The organism is Aeromonas sp. 61P, assembly GCF_051919545.1.
GTDB lineage: Bacteria > Pseudomonadota > Gammaproteobacteria > Enterobacterales > Aeromonadaceae > Aeromonas > Aeromonas veronii.
The window spans coordinates 2,307,739-2,326,165 of the sequence record NZ_JBQBEL010000001.1 but is presented as its reverse complement, the minus strand read 5'-3'; the positions used below and the strand labels follow the sequence as shown (position 1 = coordinate 2,326,165).

The following is an 18,427-nucleotide window of genomic DNA, read 5'->3' as shown; positions in this document are numbered from 1 at the left end:
CGTTACCCTCAATCACATCCAGACCATCTAGTGCAGAGTACGGCGAGCGCTGCCATCACGAGATGCAGCCACCCAAACCAACGCTTTGCACATCGCGGCAAGCCAGAGGCTGCCTGGTGGATCTTGGGGAAGTAACGAGTCTTGATGTGGGGCTGGTGGCTTTACATCAAGCTCAACGGTATGCGGTGCCACTATGCCGTAGCGCCGCGGTACTTTGATGACAGACGACATCAGCCACGCCGTCAGTTCATCATTCGGCAGCGATCCCGACAGAAGGAGAGGGTTCCAAGGAAGAGAAGCGAAGGCGCCAGCACGCATGCGTGTTGATAGACGACAACAACCACAGCCCACCTCACCGTCAGTGACCGCCCATGACAAGGGAAGATGATGAGCCGGTGGCCCACTCGGTCAAATGAAGGATGAGAGTCTGTTGTTCTCCCTGATACCGGAGCCTAACCGGTATTAAAGAAACCATTCCCCAGCAGTGTCTGTCGTTTCTGCGTGCCTCGCCCTATAGGCGTATGATCGGTCGGGTTTCTGGCGGCTCTGCCTGCTTCAGGGTTACCCTTGGATCGGCGCGGAGTGTACACACTTACCGCGGGCAGTGACAATAAAAAATAGTGTTCAAAATCCCCTTTTAATAAGTCGATCAAATCTTGCTGGCGGGCAGGCGGGCTCTGGGATGGCGCAGGTTATGCGACAGCCCGATTCCCCCTTGAAAAGTGTGCGAAAACGCCATGGTTGGGCTGACGCCTTGCTGTGCGGTCGCTGAGGGGAATTTGGCCGCTTCCGCCAGCGCCTAAATATTGCAATAAATGCCACATTTATGCGCTCTCCCTCCCGGACGTTGCCCCGCGCGCCGCACATTCGCCGCTCTTCCCTTGCGTCAAAAAATGGGAAAAACCTGCGCTGACGCAATGAGTGTCCCGCACGGATTGGCCACAATGACCGCTCACAATCGGTTAGAGGCTGACTAATGGATACCCTGCTTGAGCGTTTTCTGCGTTACGTAACTTTTCATACCCGCTCCGATGAGACCAATCCAGCCTGCCCCAGCAGCGAAGGCCAGCTGATCTTTGCCCGTGCCCTGCAAGAAGAGATGAAGGCGCTGGGGCTGAGCCAGGTCACCCTGGATGAAAACGGCTACCTCACCGGCTGCCTGCCGGGCAACCAGCCGGACGCCCCCGCCATCGGCCTGATTGCCCACATGGACACCGCCGACTACGAGGCGGAGCACGTAGTACCGCAAATCATCGAAAACTATCAGGGCGGCGACATCTGCCTTGGCAAGGGTGACGAGGTGCTTGCCATCCGTGACTACCGCTTCCTGAAAAACTATCTGGGTCAGGATCTCATCACCACCGACGGCACCACCTTGCTTGGCGCCGACGACAAGGCGGGCATCGCCGAGATCCTCACCGCCATCGACCACCTGCAGGTCCACCCCGAGATCCCGCGCGGCGATATCTGGATCGGCTTTACCCCAGATGAAGAGATTGGCCGCGGCGCCAACCTGTTCCCGCTGGAGAGATTCCCTGCCAAGTGGGCCTATACAGTGGATGGCGGCGAACTGGGCGAGCTGGAGTATGAAAACTTCAACGCCGCCAGCGCCACGGTGCGTTTTATCGGCAATAACGTCCACCCCGGCACCGCCAAGGGGAGCATGATCAACAGCCAGACTCTGGCCGCCCGCTTCCACGCTGCCATGCCTGCCGAGCAGACCCCGGAGTGCACCGACGGGTATGAGGGCTTCTTCCATCTGGCCCAGATGAACGGCACCGTGGAGGAGAGCACCCTCCACTACATCATCCGTGACTTCGACGACGAGCACTTCGCCGCACGCAAAGCCGAGATGCAGAGCCGGGTCGCCGCCCTGCAAGCCGAGTATCCGAAGGCCCGCATCGAGCTGACCCTGACCGACAGCTATCGCAACATGCGCAGCCAAATAGAGCCGCACATGCATATCGTCGAGCTGGCTCGTGCCGCCATGGAGGCCGCCGACGTGGTGCCCAAGATCAAACCCATTCGCGGTGGTACCGATGGAGCCCGCCTCTCCTTTATGGGTCTGCCCTGCCCCAACCTCTTCACCGGTGGTCACAACTTCCACGGCAAGCACGAGTTCATCCCGCTGCAATCCATGGAAAAAGCGGTCGCCACCCTGGTGGAGCTGGTGCGCCTCACCGCAGCCTGGCGCGGTTAATCGGTAGCTGTCATTACCAGGGCAAAGGGGGGAGCCGGTCAACCGGCCCCCCCTTGCTATCTGGCCATCCCCCATCAGGAAAGAGAAACAGGGAGAGTCGCTCAGGAGCAACTGGCTGTCACTGCCATCAAACTGTCATCCCGCTGACATGTCGCGGGAACAGTGTCACATCATGCTGGGAGCAACGGATCGCCGGAGCCCTCCAGATGTTCACTATCGATACCCTGCTAACCCAACACTTCCCCCGCCTGCTTGGCTACCCCCTGCTCACCCCGCTGTTAAAGCGGCTGCTGGGCTGGCTGCTCAACGAACGTGCCTTTGCCGACTTTGCCACCCGCTACCCGCACCTGCGCGGCCTCGACTTTGTCGAGCAGGCGCTGACCCAGCTCGATTTCGACTATCGGGTCAGCGAGGCGCAACTGGAGCATATTCCCGCCAGCGGCCGGGTCATTCTTGTCGCCAACCACCCAATCGGCTCGCTGGACGGACTGGCGCTGCTGCAACTGCTCGGTCGCATTCGCCCCGATGTAAAGATCGTCGCCAACCAGCTGCTGGCCCAGCTCGCGCCGCTGCGCCCTCTGCTATTGCCGGTAGACAATATGGAGGGCAAGACCGATCGACAGGCCATCCTCGCTATGAATGAACACCTCGCCCATGAAGGGGCGCTGGTGATCTTCCCCGCAGGTGAAGTCTCGCGGCTTGGCCTCAAGGGGGTGAAAGATGGCCCCTGGCAGGCAGGCTTTATCAAGCTGGCCCAGCGCACCCGCACCCCGCTGGTGCCCATCCATCTGGGGGGACGCAATAGCCTCTGGTTCTATCTCGCCTCCTGGCTCAACAAGCCAGCCTCCGCCCTGTTGCTGGTGCGTCAGCTGTTTCGCCAGCAGGGGCAGACCCTGCCGGTGACCATAGGGGCGCGCATTCCGCTCGGCAGTTTTCAGGAACTGCCCGCCAAGACGGCGGCGCGGCTGGTGCGCAACCACCTCTACCGGATTGGCCGTGGCAAGGCGGGACGGCTGCAGACCGAGGCCCCCATCGCCCTGCCGGAGGATCGCCGCCAGCTCAAACAGGCCATCGAAAGCTGCGAACAGCTCGGCACCACCCCGGATGGTCAGGGGATCTACCTCTACCGCCGCCATGAACTGAGTCACTCGGTGATCCTGCGCGAGCTGGGGCGGCTGCGGGAGATCGCATTTCGCGCGGTGGGGGAAGGATCCGGCAAGCGGCGGGATCTCGATGGCTTTGACAACGACTATCACCACCTGATCCTCTGGGATCCGGCCCGACTCGACATTATCGGCGCCTACCGCTTTGCCCCGGTGGCGGAGCTGCTGGCCAGCAAGGGGAAGGATGGTATCTACAGCCACACCCTGTTCGGCTTTGAGGATAAGCTGCTGCCCCGGCTGGAGCAGGCCATCGAGCTTGGCCGCAGCTTTATCCAGCCCGCCTACTGGGGCAAGCGGGGGCTCGATTATCTCTGGTTCGGCATCGGTGCCTATCTGGCCCGCTATCCCCGCTACCGCTACCTGTTTGGCCCGGTGTCGCTCTCCGGCAGCCTGCCGCCGGCGGCCAAGGATATGCTGGTGAGCTTCTACCGCCAGCACTTTGCCCCCGAGCTGGCGCTGTCCCCCTCCCGCCGTCCCTACCCCGAGACGCAACCTCTGTTCGAGGGGTTGGATTACGGCGCCGACCTCAAAGCACTCAAGGCCCGCCTCGACAATTTGGGCTGCGCCATCCCTACCCTCTACAAGCAGTATTCCGAGCTGTGCGAGCCGGGCGGCGTCCAGTTTATGGATTTTGGCATCGACCCCGACTTCAACCACTGCATCGACGGGCTGGTGTGGGTCGATGTGAGCCGCATCAAGTCCCACAAGCGGGCCCGCTATATCGGCAGTCATCTGGCCGAGCCGCGCTTATAACCCTGCTGGAGCCAGGCAAACAGCCAAAGGCAAAAAAGGAGAGAGAGGCCATCGCCTCCCTCTCCTTTCGCTCTCATGCTCAGCACCTTTTCGAGGCGCTCGGCCCATCTGGCGTTACTCGGCCGCCTTGCGATCCGAGTGGCCGAGATCCCGCTCAGGGGCGATAACATCGCGCACCCGCTGCTTGATCTCCTTGGCCTCGGGGAAGCCGTCATCGACCACTCGATCCCACACCTGCACCCCGCCCACCAGAATGCGGAACTCCCCCTTGCTGGCCGGCACCAGCGCCACCTCCCCCAGATCGCTGTCGAAGGTGGAGAGCAGCTCCTGCGCCAGCCAGGCGGCGCGCAGCATCCAGCGACAGAGGGTGCAGTAGCGGATTTCGATGCGGGGTTTGCTGATCAGGGTTTCAGACTCGGTCATGAGTGACTCCATAAAAAAGCGACAATGGCGGGAAGTGGCGTACCGCTGCCCAATGGCCGCTCCCGGTTTGGTCAAATCAGTGCTGATCAACCCCATGAAAATCGGCCAGCCAATGGCGGGCAATGGTACGCATCGCCGATTCTGGCAGCTCGAACAGGCCGGGAGCAAGAGGGCCTGCCGCCAGCATCCGGATCCCTTCCATAATCTCCGCCAGCACCAGATAGACATATTCGCCAATCACGGCGCCATGAACGAAGTTGACCGCCTCGCCCCGGTTGAGCAGGTAGATCTGGGTACCATCCGGCCGGTTGAGGGCCAGCACATGGGGGCACACCTCTTCGCTCGGCCACGGCAACTGGGCCAGCGAGAAGGCGAACTCGTCGTCAGCCGAGGTGACCGAGGCCACCATGGTGCCGGGGCGCAGCGCCTGCAGATCCGCCAAATCCAGCGAGCCGTTGCCGGTAGAGCAGATCACCAGCTCGGCGCGGCTCAAGGCTTCAGCCTTGGTGATCAAGCGAAAACCGTGAGAGAGCGCTTCGACCTGTCGCAGCACATCTGTTTCCACCAGCCCGAGATGGAGGTTGCGACAACGCAGGTCGCGGGCGATGCTGCGCCCCACCTTGCCATAGCCAAACAGCACGGCTTCGCAGACGTTGAAAGTACGGTTGAGATTACGAGCCAGCGACTCCGCGGAGTAGACCACGCTCAAACCAATCTGGATATCCTCGGCCTGCTTGAGGGGACTGCGTGCCACCGACACCACCGGGGTCGCCAGCACCTCCTGCTCATAGCGCTGATGGCCGTTCTCGGTCATCTCCACCACCCCGAGGAAACGGGGGCCGAAGTATTCACTCAAGGTCACCTGGGTTTTGGCAAAGTAACCACCAATATCGAGGATCAGCAACCGCTCGTGGGGGGCCACCAGCGGTGCAATCTGCTGGATGAGGCTGTCGGGTTCATTGGTCCAGCGCCGGTTGAGGGGCAGCACAGGATAGTGCTGGGATACCCACTCCAGGGTCGGACCGTGTACCGATTTCGGTTTGGGCAAAATGGCGCCAATCCGCCCAATCCGGGAAAGCGCTTCGACAAAACGGGGGCGATCAGGAAGCAGGTGAGTGACCAGCAGAATGCAGAGACCATCGATACGTCCCTGTCCGGTGAAATGGCGAAAAAACAGATGCTCAGATCCTTGACTGCGCAACTGTGGCCTCCTTATGTGCCGCAAAGCAGGCAAACAGAACCCGGCGCGGCCGGGTTCTGTGTGTGTCCAAATAAAATGAAAAACCTTTTTATCTGAAACACATAGGTGGCTCAATCATTATCTGCCAAGAGTATGAGCGGGCAAAAATGACTGTAATTGCCTGTTTTTCATGCAAAAATCAGTACAAAGAAGCAGCAGGCCACACCCACCACAGGCTGAGCCCGGTTCCCGCGGCAGCAAGCAATATCAGCCCACCCCAACGCACTGGCCACGGTTTGTCACGCAACACCCACTCCAGCAGCGGCAGCAACCAGACCGGCAGCAACACCACCAGCGGCACCTCCACATATTGCCAGGCCAGCATCTGGACGAAGGCGAGGACCAGCGCCAGACCGGCTGGGGCTACCTTGATGCCAACAAAGGTGGCGAGCAGGGCGCGAAAACCGGCGAAAGCGGCCAGCGCACCGGCCAGCTGGGCAATCAGCAGACTACCATCGATGCCGATCACCAGCGCCAGCCAGATAAAGCCGAGGGCAAACCCGAGCCCCTCGCGGCTATCACAGCGCAAGGTGCTCCAGCCAAACCAGAGGATGGCGGGCAGTAGCGCCAGCCAGATCCCGGGTTCGCTCACCAGTACCGAGGCCAATCCCTGCCACCACACCAGCGCACTGATCACGGCAAAGAGCAGCAACGAGCCGCGTTGATCGTTCACCTGAGCCGCGATGACGGGGACCAGCAGGGTCAGCGGCAGCCACTGCCACGCCTTGGCCGGAATACCATAGAGACCGCCGAGCAAGGAGCCCACCAGCCAGAGCGCCAGCGCGCCCCACAGATAACCCAGTCGCGGCCAGCGCCACGATAGCAAAGCGGCTCCCAGAGGAGCCGCCAGGGTTTGCAGCAGAAGTTCCGCGCCCATTACTTGCGTACGCCTTCGACAAACAGGTTGATGTTCATCTCGTCCGGAATGCCGGGCAGCATGTAACTCACGCCAAAATCACTGCGCTTGATGGTGGTGGAGGCGTTGAAGCCACTGCGGTAACCGCCCCAGGGATCCTTGCCCTCGCCAATTTTGACCAGATCGAAGGCCACTTCCTTGGAGACACCGTGCAGGGTCAGGGTCCCTTTCAGCACGCCTTTATCCTTGGTGCCCTCGTAAGCGGAGCTGACGAAGGTCATCTTGGGATACTGCTTCACGTCGAGGAAGTCAGGACTGCGCAGATGCTTGTCGCGGGCCTCGTGATTGGAGTCGACGCTGGCGGCATCCACTTCAAAGCTCGCCTTGGCGGCCGCCGGGTTGGCGTCATCCATGCTGAAGGTGCCGCTGAAGGTGTTGAAGCGACCCACCAGCTCGGAGAAGCCCAGGTGACCCACCTTGAACTGCACCGTGGTGTGCGCCGCATCCACATCATAATCCGCCGCCATCAGAGGGGTAGCCATAAACAGGCAGGAGGCCAGCAGAGCCTTGGTCATTTTCATCCGTTCGTTCCTTCATCTTGGGGTTCACATCAGTGGTTAAAATGCTAACCTCGTTCTGAAGATGAATAATCAGTGATTTATTAAATTCATTATTTACTGAGGATGGAAAATGGACCAGATCGCCGCCATGCGTACCTTTATCAAGGTGGTGGAGTGCCAGAGCTTTACCAAGGCCGCCAACCAGCTCGGCATCTCGGTCGCCATGGCCTCCAAGCTAATGCAGCAGTTGGAGGAGTCCCTCACCACCCGGCTGCTGTCGCGCACTACACGCCAGGTCAATCCCACCGAAGCGGGGCAGTTCTACTACCAGCGCTCCCTCGCCCTGCTGGCGGAGCTGGAAGAGACCCACAGCCAGCTGACCCACCACAACCAGCAGCCGAACGGCACTCTCAAGCTCTCGGTGCCGATGGATTTTGGCTATCTGCACCTCTCCCCCGCCCTACCGCTGTTTCGCCAGCGCTTTCCCGATCTCAAGCTCGATATCGAGTACAGTGACCGGCGGGTAGCGCTGGTGGAAGAGGGGTTCGATCTGGCGCTGCGGATCGGCCACCTCAGCGACTCCTCGCTGGTGGCGCGCCAGCTTGCCACCATTCGGGTCGAGCTTTGCGCCAGCCCCGCCTATCTGGCACGCAAGGGCAGACCGGGAAAACCCGAGGATCTCAAGCAGCACGACTGTCTGATCTACACCCTGACCCAGCCGGAGTGGCACTTCAAACAGGGAAGCGAGCAGCAGAGCATCCGGCCACAGGGGCCGCTGCGGGCCAACAACGGGGTGGCGCTGACCCGCGCCGCTTGTGATGATCAGGGCATCATATTGCAGCCCACCTTTATCGTGGGGGAGGCCCTGCGGTCAGGGCAGCTGGTCAGCCTGCTGCCAGAGTGGGACAAGGGAGAGGTGGGACTTTATGCGGTCTATCCACACCGCCGCTTCGTCTCGGCCAAGGTGCGCTGCTTTATCGAGTTCGTGCAGGAGCGCTATCTCGCCCCGCAACAGTGGGATGCGCCGACCTGATTGCCAGAGCTGAGGGTTCGGCCTGCTGGTCCGGCTTGAAACCTAACGCTGGTCGGGTGCGGTGGTGGATGCGGCAACAGGGGTGAGCTTGGCTAGCAGACGCTCCTGCTCGAGGCTTAACTGCCAGTGTGGCAGTCGGGTGCGGACAACCGACAACTGCTGTTCACTCAGGGCATAGGGGAGCGCCACTTCAATCTCGGGGCAGTCAAACATGGCGGCCAGCTGCAGGATCAAAATGAGGTTTGCCTCGTCGGTCTTGTGCTTGTTGACCCGTTTGCGGATCTCGTGGCGCAGCTGGGTTTCGGGGTCCAGGGTCATCGCCTGCCATCCGAAACCGAACAACGGCACCAGCGCGCTGACAATCCCCAGCGCCGTCATCGGCTGCTTGGGAGGATGATAGAGTGCGTTGAGATCCAGCCGAACAGGATTCTGACGAACCTCACCCTCACCAAATAAAATCGTTTTCGTCATTGGATTACCCGTTATATTCCACTAGACTGCGCCGCATATTTTACCCCGATATGCCAACGAGGTGCTGATGCTAAGCGATATCGAGATCTCCCGCCAGTCCCCCCGTCTCTCAATCCACGCGCTGGCCGAACGCCTCGCCATCCCCCAGCACCAGCTCAGCCCTCATGGCCACTACAAAGGCAAGCTCAGCCTCGACCTGCTCAAGTCTCAGCCCAAACAGCGCGGCAAGCTGGTACTGGTGAGCGCCATCACCCCCACCCCGCTCGGTGAAGGGAAGACGGTGACTACCCTTGGCCTCTCCATGGGGCTCAACCATATCGGCCAGCCCAGCATCGCCACCATCCGCCAACCGAGCCTCGGGCCGGTATTCGGGGTCAAGGGGGGGGCCGCAGGTGGCGGCCACGCCCAGGTGGTGCCGATGGAGGAGATGAACCTCCACCTTACCGGCGATTTTCACGCTCTGACGGCGGCTCACAATCTGGCGGCTGCAGCCCTCGATGCCCGCCTGTTCCACGAACAGAAACTGGGTGCAGAGTTCACCGCCAAAACAGGCCTGCCGCGCCTCGATATCGATGCCGATAACATCCTCTGGCCGCGCACCCTCGACATGAATGACCGCGCCTTGCGCCACCTCACGATTGGACAGGGGGGCGCAGCCGATGGTGTGGAGCGCAGCGATCGCTTTGTCATCACCGCCGCCTCCGAGCTGATGGCCATTCTGGCTCTGGCGAGCGATCTGAAAGACCTGCGCCAGCGCACCGGCCGCATCCAGCTGGCCCGCGATATCCACGGCAAGCCCATTACCGCCGAACAGTTGGAAGTAGCAGGCGCCATGACGGTGCTGCTGAAAGACGCGCTACAGCCAACCCTGATGCAGACCACCGAGCAGACGCCGGTGCTGGTGCACGCCGGCCCCTTTGCCAATATTGCCCACGGCAACTCCTCGGTGATCGCCGATCGCATCGCTCTTGGCCTGACCGACTATGTAGTAACCGAAGCAGGTTTTGGCTCCGACATGGGGCTTGAGAAGTTCTTCAACATCAAGAGCCGCCAATCCGGCATTACCCCCGCCTGCGTGGTGCTGGTGGCCACGGTGCGCGGCCTCAAGGCCAACAGCGGCCTGCTCGATATCCGCCCGGGCCAGCCGCTGCCAGCCAGCCTGCAAGGGGAAGATCTGCCGACCCTCAAGCAGGGCTGCGCCAACCTCGCCTGGCATATCCAGAACGCCCGCCGCTACGGGGTGCCGGTAGTGGTCGCCATCAACCGCTTCCCCACCGACAGCGAGGCCGAACTGGCGCTGCTGGCCCATGAAGCACAGCAAGCCGGTGCCTGTGGCGCAGCCATCTCCAACGCCTTCACTCAGGGTGGTGCCGGTGCCAGCGAGCTGGCCAGCGCCGTGGTCGCCGCCTGCGAGCAACCAGGTAAGGTGAAACTGCTCTACCCCGACGAGGCGAGCCTCGACGCCAAACTGGCGACCCTGGTGGAGTGCGGCTACGGTGGCCGCGGAGTGCAGCTCTCCTACAAAGCGCGCCAGCAGCTGGCACAGCTCTCCGCAGAAGGGTGGGATCACTTACCCATCTGCGTAGCCAAGACGCCGCTCTCCATCAGCCATGACCCCGCTCTCAAGGGGGTGCCGACCGATTTCGAGGTGCCCATCGACGAGGTGAAGCTCTGCGCCGGTGCCGGGTTCGTCTATGCGCTGGCGGGCCCCATCATGACCATGCCGGGGCTGGGTAGTCTGCCTGCCTATCGCCATATCGATATTGATGAAGATGGCGAGATCATTGGACTTAGCTAAAGGTCAGTGAGGGGCTGGCGTCGGCCGATTACGCTTCGCTAATCGACCCTACGCTCAACAAACCAGCCAGAAACAACAAGGCCCCGCCAATTGGCGGGGCCTTCTGTTATCCATGCATCAACCCTTAGAGGGTGAAGCGCTGGGTCATATGGTGCAGGGTGTTGGCCAGCTTGCTCAGCTCGACGCAAGCCTGGGCGATCTGATGAGCGCCCTGGGCATTCTCGTCAGCGGCATTGTGAATGTTGACAATGCTGCGGTTGAGCTCTTCGGTCACCGCATTCTGCTCTTCGGTGGCAGTGGCGATCAGAGTGTTCATGTCGGTGATGCGCACCACGGCACCGTTGATGGTGTCGATACTGGTACCGGCATCCCGCGCCAGACCGACACTCTCCTGCATCTGGTGACGGCTCAGCTGCATGGCGTTGCCCGCCTCGGCGGCGCGGCTCTGCAAGAGCTCGATCATCTTGCTGATCTCGGCGGTGGAGTCCTGGGTACGCTGGGCCAGGGAGCGCACTTCATCCGCAACGACCGCAAAACCACGGCCCTGCTCACCGGCACGGGCCGCTTCAATGGCTGCGTTAAGGGCCAGCAGGTTGGTCTGACCGGCGATATCGCGGATCACATCCAGCACCACGCTGATGTTGGCGCTGTCGGCCTCCAGCTGCTGCACCACTGTGCCCGCTTGTTCAATCTTGACCGACACCTCTTCGATGCTGGCAATGGAGCTGCGTACCACTTCGCTGCCAGCAGCAGAGGTGCGCGAGGCATCCTTGGCGGCGCTCATGGCATCCGTGGTGTTGCGGGCCACTTCGTTGACGGTGGACTGCATCTCGTTCATGGCGGTCGCCACCTGGGAGACTTCGTTCTGCTGGATGGCCATGCCGCTGGCGGACTGGCTGGAGATGGCGCTCACCTCCTCCACTGCGCTGCTGAGTTGGCTCACGGAGCCGGCGATCTCGCTCACCAGATCGGAGAGGGAGCCCTGCATCCGGTTGATGGCGGAGCCCAGCTGACCCAGTTCATCGCGGTTGAAGCGGCTGTCACGGATCCACTGCTGCAGTTCGCCCTGCCCCAAATCGCCATTGGCAATGCGCTGGGCCTGACGGGCCAGCATGATCAGCGGGTCGCGAATTTGGCGGGTCAATACTACTGAAAGCACCACCACCAGTATCAGACCGATCACCAGCGCGATGGTGACACTCAGATTGGCGGATTGATAAGAGTCGACAATGTCGCTGCGGGATTCAGACGCATAACCATGGTTAATCTGGATAAGGGAGGCCACTGACTTGCTCAGCGCGGTGTAAAGGGGAACCCCCTCCTCAAGGAAGATGCGTTGGGCTTCGGCAAGCTGATCGCTGTCTTGCAGCTGCTGGACTCGCTGGTGCAGGGCGACGTAACGATCCCAGTCAGATTTCACCGTATCGAAGGTACGGCGCTCCGCCACATCCTCAGGCCAGATCGTCTTGTCATGGGCAATCAGCTGCTGCGCGATCGAGTTAAGCTGTTGACTGGCAATATTCCGATATTCAGCCCTTTTCAGCGGCTCGGCGGCCACCACGAAATAACCCAGCTCATAACGACGCAACTCACCGAGAGAATCCCCGATCGCGCTGGTGCGATTGACCGCTGGCAAGATGCTGTCGGTAAACCGGATGGCAACATCATTCATGTTGCCAAACTGGACAAGGGAAAAACCGCCGATAAAGGCGACCATCAAACCGAGCACGGCAAAGCCGGCGGTGAGTTTTTTGCCTATGGTCATGGAACTGGTATTCATGGGATATCCTGGTGGTCGTTAAATTCGTAGCACTCGTCCGGTTCACGCCCTCCTGGCATGAACTATCTGGCCACCTGTTCAGTGGCGCACCATCCAACCTTGATGAATATCTCTGAATTCCATGAGCGGCAGCGAGAGCCGTGAGGGGGCGCTAGAGTAACCGGATTGTGATGGTTCGGAAAGAGTCTGTCCGGTTACTTTTTGTAAGGTGAAAACGAGGGATTTATCGTACTCGATTAAATATACCGCTCAGATGAATAAATCGGAAAAATACATAACGTTTGCATAAGGCAAGCCGCGCGGGTCAAGCCGTTGCAGGCCGCTACTCTCATCCAAGAACAATGAAAAACGCCAGCAATGGCTGCTGGCGTCTCGTTTATTCAGCATGGCGGTTACAAAACAACCGCCATCTTATCCGCGCAGGCCACCGAGAAACTCGGCCCGGGTATCGGGCTGGGTCTTGAACACCCCGCCGAGGGAGGTGGTGGTGGTGTAAGAAGTCGAATCCATCACTCCGCGCGCCTTGACGCAGTAGTGAGTCGCCTTGATGCTGATGGCCACGTCCTTGGTACCGAGCAAGGTCTGCAACGCCAGCAGGATCTGCTGGGTCAGCCGCTCCTGCACCTGGGGACGACGGGCAAAGAACTGCACGATACGGTTGATCTTCGACAGACCAATCACCTTGCCGCGAGGGATATAGGCCACATGGGCCATGCCGTCGATGGTGACGAAGTGGTGTTCGCAGGTGCTGGTGAGGCTGATGTCCCGCACCATGATCATCTCGTCCACCTGCATCTTGTTCTCGATCACCGTCACCTTGGGGAAGGTGGAATAGTCGAGGCCGGAGAAGATCTCGTTGACGTACATCTTGGCGATGCGGTGCGGCGTCTCGGCCAGACTGTCATCGGTCAGATCCAGCCCCAGCGTCTCCATGATGGAGCGCATATGGCCTTCGATCTTCTCCCGCTTTTGCTGGCTGTTCAGCTCGTTGGTGACCAGGGGAGTTTCCAGTCCCTGGGCTTCGAGGGCAGCCCTGACCAACAAGGCTTCCGGACTTAAGGTTGTCATTATCTTCTCTCCCACGCTCAGGGACTGTGAGGGCCGCTCAAGGAGCAACCCCTTATGTTATGGCGGCGTACAGGGCCGACGGTATCGCTGTAATGGTAGCCACACAGGATGTGACGGCCATCTGTTATGGCGGCATAGTAAACGGCCATTACCGCCAAGATTCAAGTCAACTTGTGCGTCACCTCATACTTTATGACCATCTCCCCCCGTTTTTGCGCCGATTACCCCGAGATTCCCTTGAGATAACCTGCCCATCCCCGGGGATTTTTGTGATAATCCCGCCTTCAATCATAGAAAGAGGTCATGACGATGGGATTTGATACCAGCGGACTACTCCCCTTAAGCGATGCCCTGCAAGGGATGCTGGAACAACTCGCCTGCTGCTGCGACAGCGAGCCGCTGCCCCTGCCAGAGGCCCTTGGCCGGGTTCTTGCCAGCGACATCGCCTCTCCCCTCGCCGTGCCCCCCTTCGACAACTCCGCTATGGACGGTTACGCCGTGCGCCTTTCGGATCTCGCCAGCGGCACCCCGCTCATCATGGTGGGCAAGGCGTTTGCCGGTCAGCCCTATCAGGACGAGTGGCCCGCTGGCCACTGCGTGCGGATCATGACCGGCGCCCCGGTTCCCGAAGGGACAGATGCGGTGGTGATGCAGGAAGAAACGCTGGCCGATGGCGATCGGATCACTTTTCTGGCGCAACCCGAACCGGGCCAGAATATCCGCCGCACCGGCAGCGATATCGGCAAAGGCGCCTGCGTTCTGCCAGCCGGCACTCGCCTCACCCCAAGAGAGATGCCACTGCTGGCCTCCCTCGGCGTGGCTACCGTCGCGGTGCGCCGCCCGCTGAAAGTGGCCATCTTCAGCACCGGCGACGAGCTCAAACCGGTCGGTACCCCGCTTGCCCACGGCGATATCTATGACTCCAACCGCTACGGCGTGCGGGCCATGCTGGCGCGCATGGGCTGCGACTGCCTCGACCTTGGCATCATCCCCGACGATCCGGCCCAGCTACGCGCTGCCTTTATCCGCGCTGATGAAGAGGCCGATGTGCTCATCACCACCGGCGGCGTCTCGGTGGGGGCAGCGGACTTCACCAAACAACTGCTGGACGAGCTCGGCGAAATTGGCTTCTGGAAGCTGGCCATCAAGCCGGGCAAGCCGTTTGCCTTCGGCCGCCTGCCCCGCGCCTGGTTCTTCGGCCTGCCGGGCAACCCGGTCTCCGCCATGGTCACCTTCGATCAGCTGGTGCAACCGGCGCTGGCCAAGCTGGCGGGCCAACGCTTCGAGCGCCCGCTTCAGCTGCAAGCCATTGCGGCCGAACCACTCAAAAAGAGCCCGGGCCGACTCGACTTCCAGCGCGGTATTCTGAGTCAGGGACCAAACGGCCTCGAGGTGCGCAGCACCGGCTCGCAGGACTCCGCCGTGTTCAGCTCCCTGTCGCGAGCCAACTGCTACATCGTTCTTGAGCGCGAGCGGGGCCGCGTCGCTGTGGGTGAAACCGTCACCGTCGAACCATTCGGGGGATTGCTGCTGTGAGCGAGATCCTGAGCGACGCCGAACTGCTTCGCTACAACCGCCAGATCATCCTCAAATCCTTCGACTTCGAGGGACAGGAGGCGCTCAAGCAGGCCCGTGTGCTGGTGATCGGTGCCGGTGGCCTTGGTTGCGCCGCCAGTCAGTATCTGGCGGTGGCCGGGGTTGGCCAGCTCACTCTGGTCGATTTCGACAAGGTGGAGCTCTCCAACCTGCAGCGTCAGGTGCTACACAACGATGAGCGCATCGGTCACTACAAGGTGGACTCAGCAGCGCAGTCGCTGCGTGCCCTCAATCCCTGGCTCAACGTGGAGACCCACGCTGCCGTGGCCGATGAGGCGCTGCTCGATACCCTGCTGCCACGGCATCAGCTGGTGCTCGATTGCACCGACAACCTGGCCATTCGCAACCTGCTGAATCAAAAGGCACGCCAGCACAAGGTGCCGCTGGTCAGTGGCGCCGCAATCCGGCTGGAGGGACAGCTATGCAGCTTCACCTGGCAGGAAGATGAGCCCTGCTACGCCTGCCTCAGCGCCCTGTTTGGCGAGCAGGCCCTCACCTGCGTCGAGGCGGGTGTGCTCGCCCCCGTGGTGGGATTGGTGGGTAGCCTGCAAGCACTCGAAGCCATCAAGCTACTGGCCGGCATGGGCAAGAACTACAACGGCCGCCTGCTGATGATCGACGGCCTGAGCGGCTCCTTTCGCGAGATGAAGCTGCCCAAGCGCCCCGACTGCCCCGTCTGCTCCCATCCTTGACGCAAACGGGATCAAAAAAGCCGAACCCTGTGGTTCGGCTTTTGTATTCCGATTTAGCAACGGTATCGGGGATCAGAAGATCCCCTTGGCTTTGACCTTTTTCATACTGGCCACCTGACTGGAGAGATCCTCGATCAAAGGTTCTGCCTCTGTGCCGACAACACTCTGTCGAGCGGGGGCACTGGCCAGTCGCTGGATCAATCTGTGCTGCTCGCGGATCAGCCGGGATTGCTCTTCCAGTTGGCGAGAGAGCAGCTGGATACTGCTGGCAAGGGGAGCCAGATCCTGCTCGGCCCCTGCTGATGGCAGCTTGCCAGCGATGGCTTCGGCCAGCTGGTCATGATCCAGTGCAGCAGGCAGCCCCTGTCTGAGTTCATCCCACATCTCGCTGGGTTGCTGCTCGCCAAGCCGGCTGACAATCTCGTCTACCAGTGAAGTGGTATCACTCTGTCCCAGCTGTGGGGCCAGTCTGGCCACTATCTCGTCGATCATCACATCTGCGGCAGGCTGCGCCTCGCCAGCGGCCTCACCCAAATTGAAACCACAGCTGGCAAAGGCATGACGCAGGGTCGTCATGCTCACCTGCTCCGGCCCCAGCGCATTGGCAATCGCCTTGCAGAGGTTGGGCGCCAGCACGTACATGAACATGCCGGAGAGGTAGATATCCTTGTGGAAACGGCTCTTGGAGAAGTCAAACTCCTCGGTGCCCTCCTGGATCTTTCGCGCCCGTTGATACCAGTTCTGCAATACCCCGACCGCATAGCGATCAGACTCCAGCGCACCCGGATCCATGTAAATGGAGAAGGTCATGCGCTTGAGTTGACTACTCATCGTCAACCTCGGCCATCACAGGCGCTTCGCGATAGACTTCATCCTCTTCCGTGGTGTAGAGGCAGATTTCACGAGCCAGCGCGGACTGAGCATCGTCCAGCAGCTCGACACGGTCACCCAGGGTCGGATAGGCTGCCTTGATCGCGTCATAAATCAGGGACGCACCGCCACCGACCAGATAGACCCGGTTCGGGTTCTTGGCAAACTTCTTCGCTTCATGTGCAACCTGAGTGCCCAGCTCGTCGATCTTGTTCTGCATCTTCTCGAGGATCTTGGGGATCTGGCTCTCATCGTTGACCACATCGCGTACAAAGCTCATGTCGTGACGACGCTTGATAAACTCGTTGGCCACCAGATAGCTCGAATCGCTGTCTGCTGCGGCCAGCGCCTTGCGGGTAGCGTCGGTCACCATGGAGACACCGATCTCGTTGTTACCGTAGACATCGGAGACATCATCAAACTCACCGACGATGATCCCCATATCCAGAGTGGTGCCGCCACAGTCGATCACCAGAGTCTTGGTGAACTCGTTGCAGCCTGAACCAATCAGACGGGAGAGCGCAGCAGGCAGACTCTCCGGCATCACTTCGACACTGACGATATTGAACAGCTCGCCCTTGTTAAGGGTGATCGGACGCATCAGGTTGCGCCGTTTCTTCTCGATCTTCTCTTCGTTGCGCTGGCAATCGTCCGGGTTGTAAAACTCGGTGATGGGCAGGGTCACGGTAATGGCGACATCGCACGGCGTCACACCAGTCTGCAACAGGGCATGATGCACGGAGAGCAAGTTGAGATCGTCATACTGGTACTCCACATGAGTGGTGGCCAAAGACTTGTCGGAGGTCGCGTCGTAGGTGTACTTGGTGTTGCCTATCTCGTAGTTGTAGATCTTCTTGTCTTTACGCAATGCGGCGCTCTTCCAGTCCTTGCGAAAGGAGTTGGGAGAGATGATGGTCTTGAGCACCTTGTTCTCAATCCAGCTCACCTTGACGTTGGTCGAGCCATCATCGATGGCCATTTTCATTACTTCAGACATGAGGAAACACCTGTTAATAGATCAGAAATGGGTCCGATTGCCTTGCCTTATGCCTTTGGCAAGGCGATCGAACCAATAGATACACGGGGTAAAGGGCGACAAGTTTAATGGGTTTCTAAAATCCGGTGAAGCAAATGATTAAATCCGGAAGGATCTTCCGCAGGCCAGGCGTGGTGGCCGTTGGGGGTGTGGATGGTGGCGTTGGGCAAGGCGGCAAACTGCTCTACCCGTTTGGCCAGCGGCAGGTAGTCGTGACTGGTGGAGATGATGGCCACCGGCTGCCAGATGGAGCCAAGCCGGGCGCGTACCGACCAGCCGGGTAGCGCCTCCAGCAGCGCCTTGTAGGTTTTCTTTTTATTGCGCACGAAACGCAGCCGGAAGGTGTGGCGCACCTGCGCCAGATCCGGGCCCGGGAAGAGCTCGCGTCCCAGCCACCAGGCGAGGGGGCGCATGCCGAACCAGCGCAGCCACTTGAGGCGCTGGGCGTAACGCTCCTGCTCTTTGGGTGTTTCCAGCAGAAACTCGCTAAAACCGTTGACCAGCACCAGCCCCAGCACCTTGTGGGGCAGTTGCAGCGCCAGCTCCAGCGCGACCATGGCCCCAAGCGACAATCCCACGACCCAGGCGGGTTCTGGCTGTGCATCGAGCCAGTTCACCACATCGGCTGCCAGGGTCGCCACATCGAACGGCCCCTCCTGCATGCTCTGGCCGTGGCCGCGCAAGTCCAGCGCCACCACCCGGTAGTGTTCGGAAAACCGTTCGATCTGCGCCTGCCAGTCGAGGCTCGAGGAGCCCAGCCCATGCAGCAGCAACAGCAAAGGGCCCTCCCCCGCACTGCGCAGGGCAAGACCGTTGAATTTCATCACCTGATTGCGGCGCATCAGTGTATTGCCTCTCGACTCATCACCTGAACCATCTCTTGTTGTT

Annotated in this window: 16 protein-coding genes; 6 read left to right on the top strand and 10 right to left on the bottom strand. The window is 60.5% G+C overall.

Annotation, left to right across the window (positions count from 1 at the left end; genetic code table 11):
* The first annotated feature begins 976 nt into the window (after window positions 1-976).
* Window positions 977-2,200 carry a peptidase T gene (gene pepT, locus ACTG2O_RS11225; RefSeq protein WP_019445944.1) on the top strand — a complete coding sequence of 408 codons (1,224 nt, stop codon included), beginning with the start codon at window positions 977-979 and terminating at the stop codon, window positions 2,198-2,200.
* Between the two features lie 206 nt (window positions 2,201-2,406).
* Complete coding sequence (locus ACTG2O_RS11220) at window positions 2,407-4,116, top strand: lysophospholipid acyltransferase family protein (RefSeq protein ID WP_439975753.1); 1,710 nt, start codon at window positions 2,407-2,409, stop codon at window positions 4,114-4,116.
* A gap of 114 nt (window positions 4,117-4,230) precedes the next feature.
* On the opposite strand, the gene ACTG2O_RS11215 is transcribed toward ACTG2O_RS11220, so the two are convergent.
* The 4 genes from ACTG2O_RS11215 to ACTG2O_RS11200 all read right to left on the bottom strand — a co-directional run bounded on the left by ACTG2O_RS11215 (window position 4,231) and on the right by ACTG2O_RS11200 (window position 7,216).
* Window positions 4,231-4,539 carry a SelT/SelW/SelH family protein gene (locus ACTG2O_RS11215; RefSeq protein ID WP_019445942.1) on the bottom strand — a complete coding sequence of 103 codons (309 nt, stop codon included), beginning with the start codon at window positions 4,537-4,539 and terminating at the stop codon, window positions 4,231-4,233.
* Window positions 4,540-4,615: 76 nt separating this feature from the next.
* Window positions 4,616-5,740, bottom strand: coding sequence for an adenosylhomocysteinase (locus ACTG2O_RS11210; RefSeq protein WP_019445941.1), 1,125 nt, complete (start codon window positions 5,738-5,740; stop codon window positions 4,616-4,618).
* 178 nt (window positions 5,741-5,918) lie between these two features.
* Window positions 5,919-6,656 (bottom strand): hypothetical protein, encoded by a 738-nt coding sequence (locus ACTG2O_RS11205; protein ID WP_019445940.1) that lies wholly within the window; start codon window positions 6,654-6,656, stop codon window positions 5,919-5,921.
* Window positions 6,656-7,216, bottom strand: a complete 561-nt coding sequence (locus tag ACTG2O_RS11200) for a YceI family protein (protein ID WP_005334411.1) — start codon at window positions 7,214-7,216, stop codon at window positions 6,656-6,658. The genes ACTG2O_RS11205 and ACTG2O_RS11200 overlap by 1 nt, the downstream gene beginning before the upstream one ends.
* 109 nt (window positions 7,217-7,325) lie before the next feature.
* On the opposite strand from ACTG2O_RS11200, the gene ACTG2O_RS11195 reads away from it, so the two are divergent.
* Window positions 7,326-8,228 (top strand): LysR family transcriptional regulator, encoded by a 903-nt coding sequence (locus tag ACTG2O_RS11195; protein WP_439975751.1) that lies wholly within the window; start codon window positions 7,326-7,328, stop codon window positions 8,226-8,228.
* A 42-nt stretch (window positions 8,229-8,270) separates the two neighbouring features.
* Here the strand turns inward: ACTG2O_RS11195 and ACTG2O_RS11190 are convergent, their stop codons facing one another.
* Window positions 8,271-8,699: a hypothetical protein gene (locus ACTG2O_RS11190; RefSeq protein WP_201937114.1), complete on the bottom strand. Its 429-nt coding sequence runs from the start codon at window positions 8,697-8,699 to the stop codon at window positions 8,271-8,273.
* Window positions 8,700-8,766: 67 nt separating this feature from the next.
* Between ACTG2O_RS11190 and ACTG2O_RS11185 the strand changes: the two genes are divergently transcribed.
* Entirely contained in the window at window positions 8,767-10,497 is a 1,731-nt protein-coding gene (locus ACTG2O_RS11185) for a formate--tetrahydrofolate ligase (RefSeq protein WP_439975749.1), read from the top strand.
* A gap of 124 nt (window positions 10,498-10,621) precedes the next feature.
* On the opposite strand, the gene ACTG2O_RS11180 is transcribed toward ACTG2O_RS11185, so the two are convergent.
* Window positions 10,622-12,277 (bottom strand): methyl-accepting chemotaxis protein, encoded by a 1,656-nt coding sequence (locus ACTG2O_RS11180; RefSeq protein ID WP_439975747.1) that lies wholly within the window; start codon window positions 12,275-12,277, stop codon window positions 10,622-10,624.
* Window positions 12,278-12,688: 411 nt separating this feature from the next.
* The gene (folE, locus tag ACTG2O_RS11175) at window positions 12,689-13,345 is read right to left on the bottom strand and encodes a GTP cyclohydrolase I FolE (protein WP_005334419.1); all 657 of its coding nucleotides are present in this window, start codon (window positions 13,343-13,345) and stop codon (window positions 12,689-12,691) included.
* Between the two features lie 309 nt (window positions 13,346-13,654).
* Between folE and moeA the strand changes: the two genes are divergently transcribed.
* Window positions 13,655-14,881: a molybdopterin molybdotransferase MoeA gene (gene moeA, locus ACTG2O_RS11170; RefSeq protein ID WP_322112413.1), complete on the top strand. Its 1,227-nt coding sequence runs from the start codon at window positions 13,655-13,657 to the stop codon at window positions 14,879-14,881.
* Entirely contained in the window at window positions 14,878-15,633 is a 756-nt protein-coding gene (gene moeB / locus ACTG2O_RS11165) for a molybdopterin-synthase adenylyltransferase MoeB (RefSeq protein ID WP_236285376.1), read from the top strand. Before moeA ends, moeB begins: the two co-directional genes overlap by 4 nt.
* A gap of 72 nt (window positions 15,634-15,705) precedes the next feature.
* Here moeB and ACTG2O_RS11160 read toward each other — a convergent pair whose 3' ends face one another.
* The 3 genes from ACTG2O_RS11160 to ACTG2O_RS11150 form a co-directional block, all read right to left on the bottom strand.
* On the bottom strand, window positions 15,706-16,464 hold the full coding sequence (locus tag ACTG2O_RS11160) for a hypothetical protein (protein ID WP_234898251.1): 759 nt from the start codon (window positions 16,462-16,464) through the stop codon (window positions 15,706-15,708).
* Window positions 16,457-17,500, bottom strand: coding sequence for a plasmid segregation protein ParM domain-containing protein (gene parM / locus ACTG2O_RS11155; protein ID WP_103252105.1), 1,044 nt, complete (start codon window positions 17,498-17,500; stop codon window positions 16,457-16,459). Before parM ends, ACTG2O_RS11160 begins: the two co-directional genes overlap by 8 nt.
* Before the next feature lie 104 nt (window positions 17,501-17,604).
* Window positions 17,605-18,381: an alpha/beta fold hydrolase gene (locus ACTG2O_RS11150; RefSeq protein WP_236285374.1), complete on the bottom strand. Its 777-nt coding sequence runs from the start codon at window positions 18,379-18,381 to the stop codon at window positions 17,605-17,607.
* Window positions 18,382-18,427 lie beyond the last annotated feature (46 nt).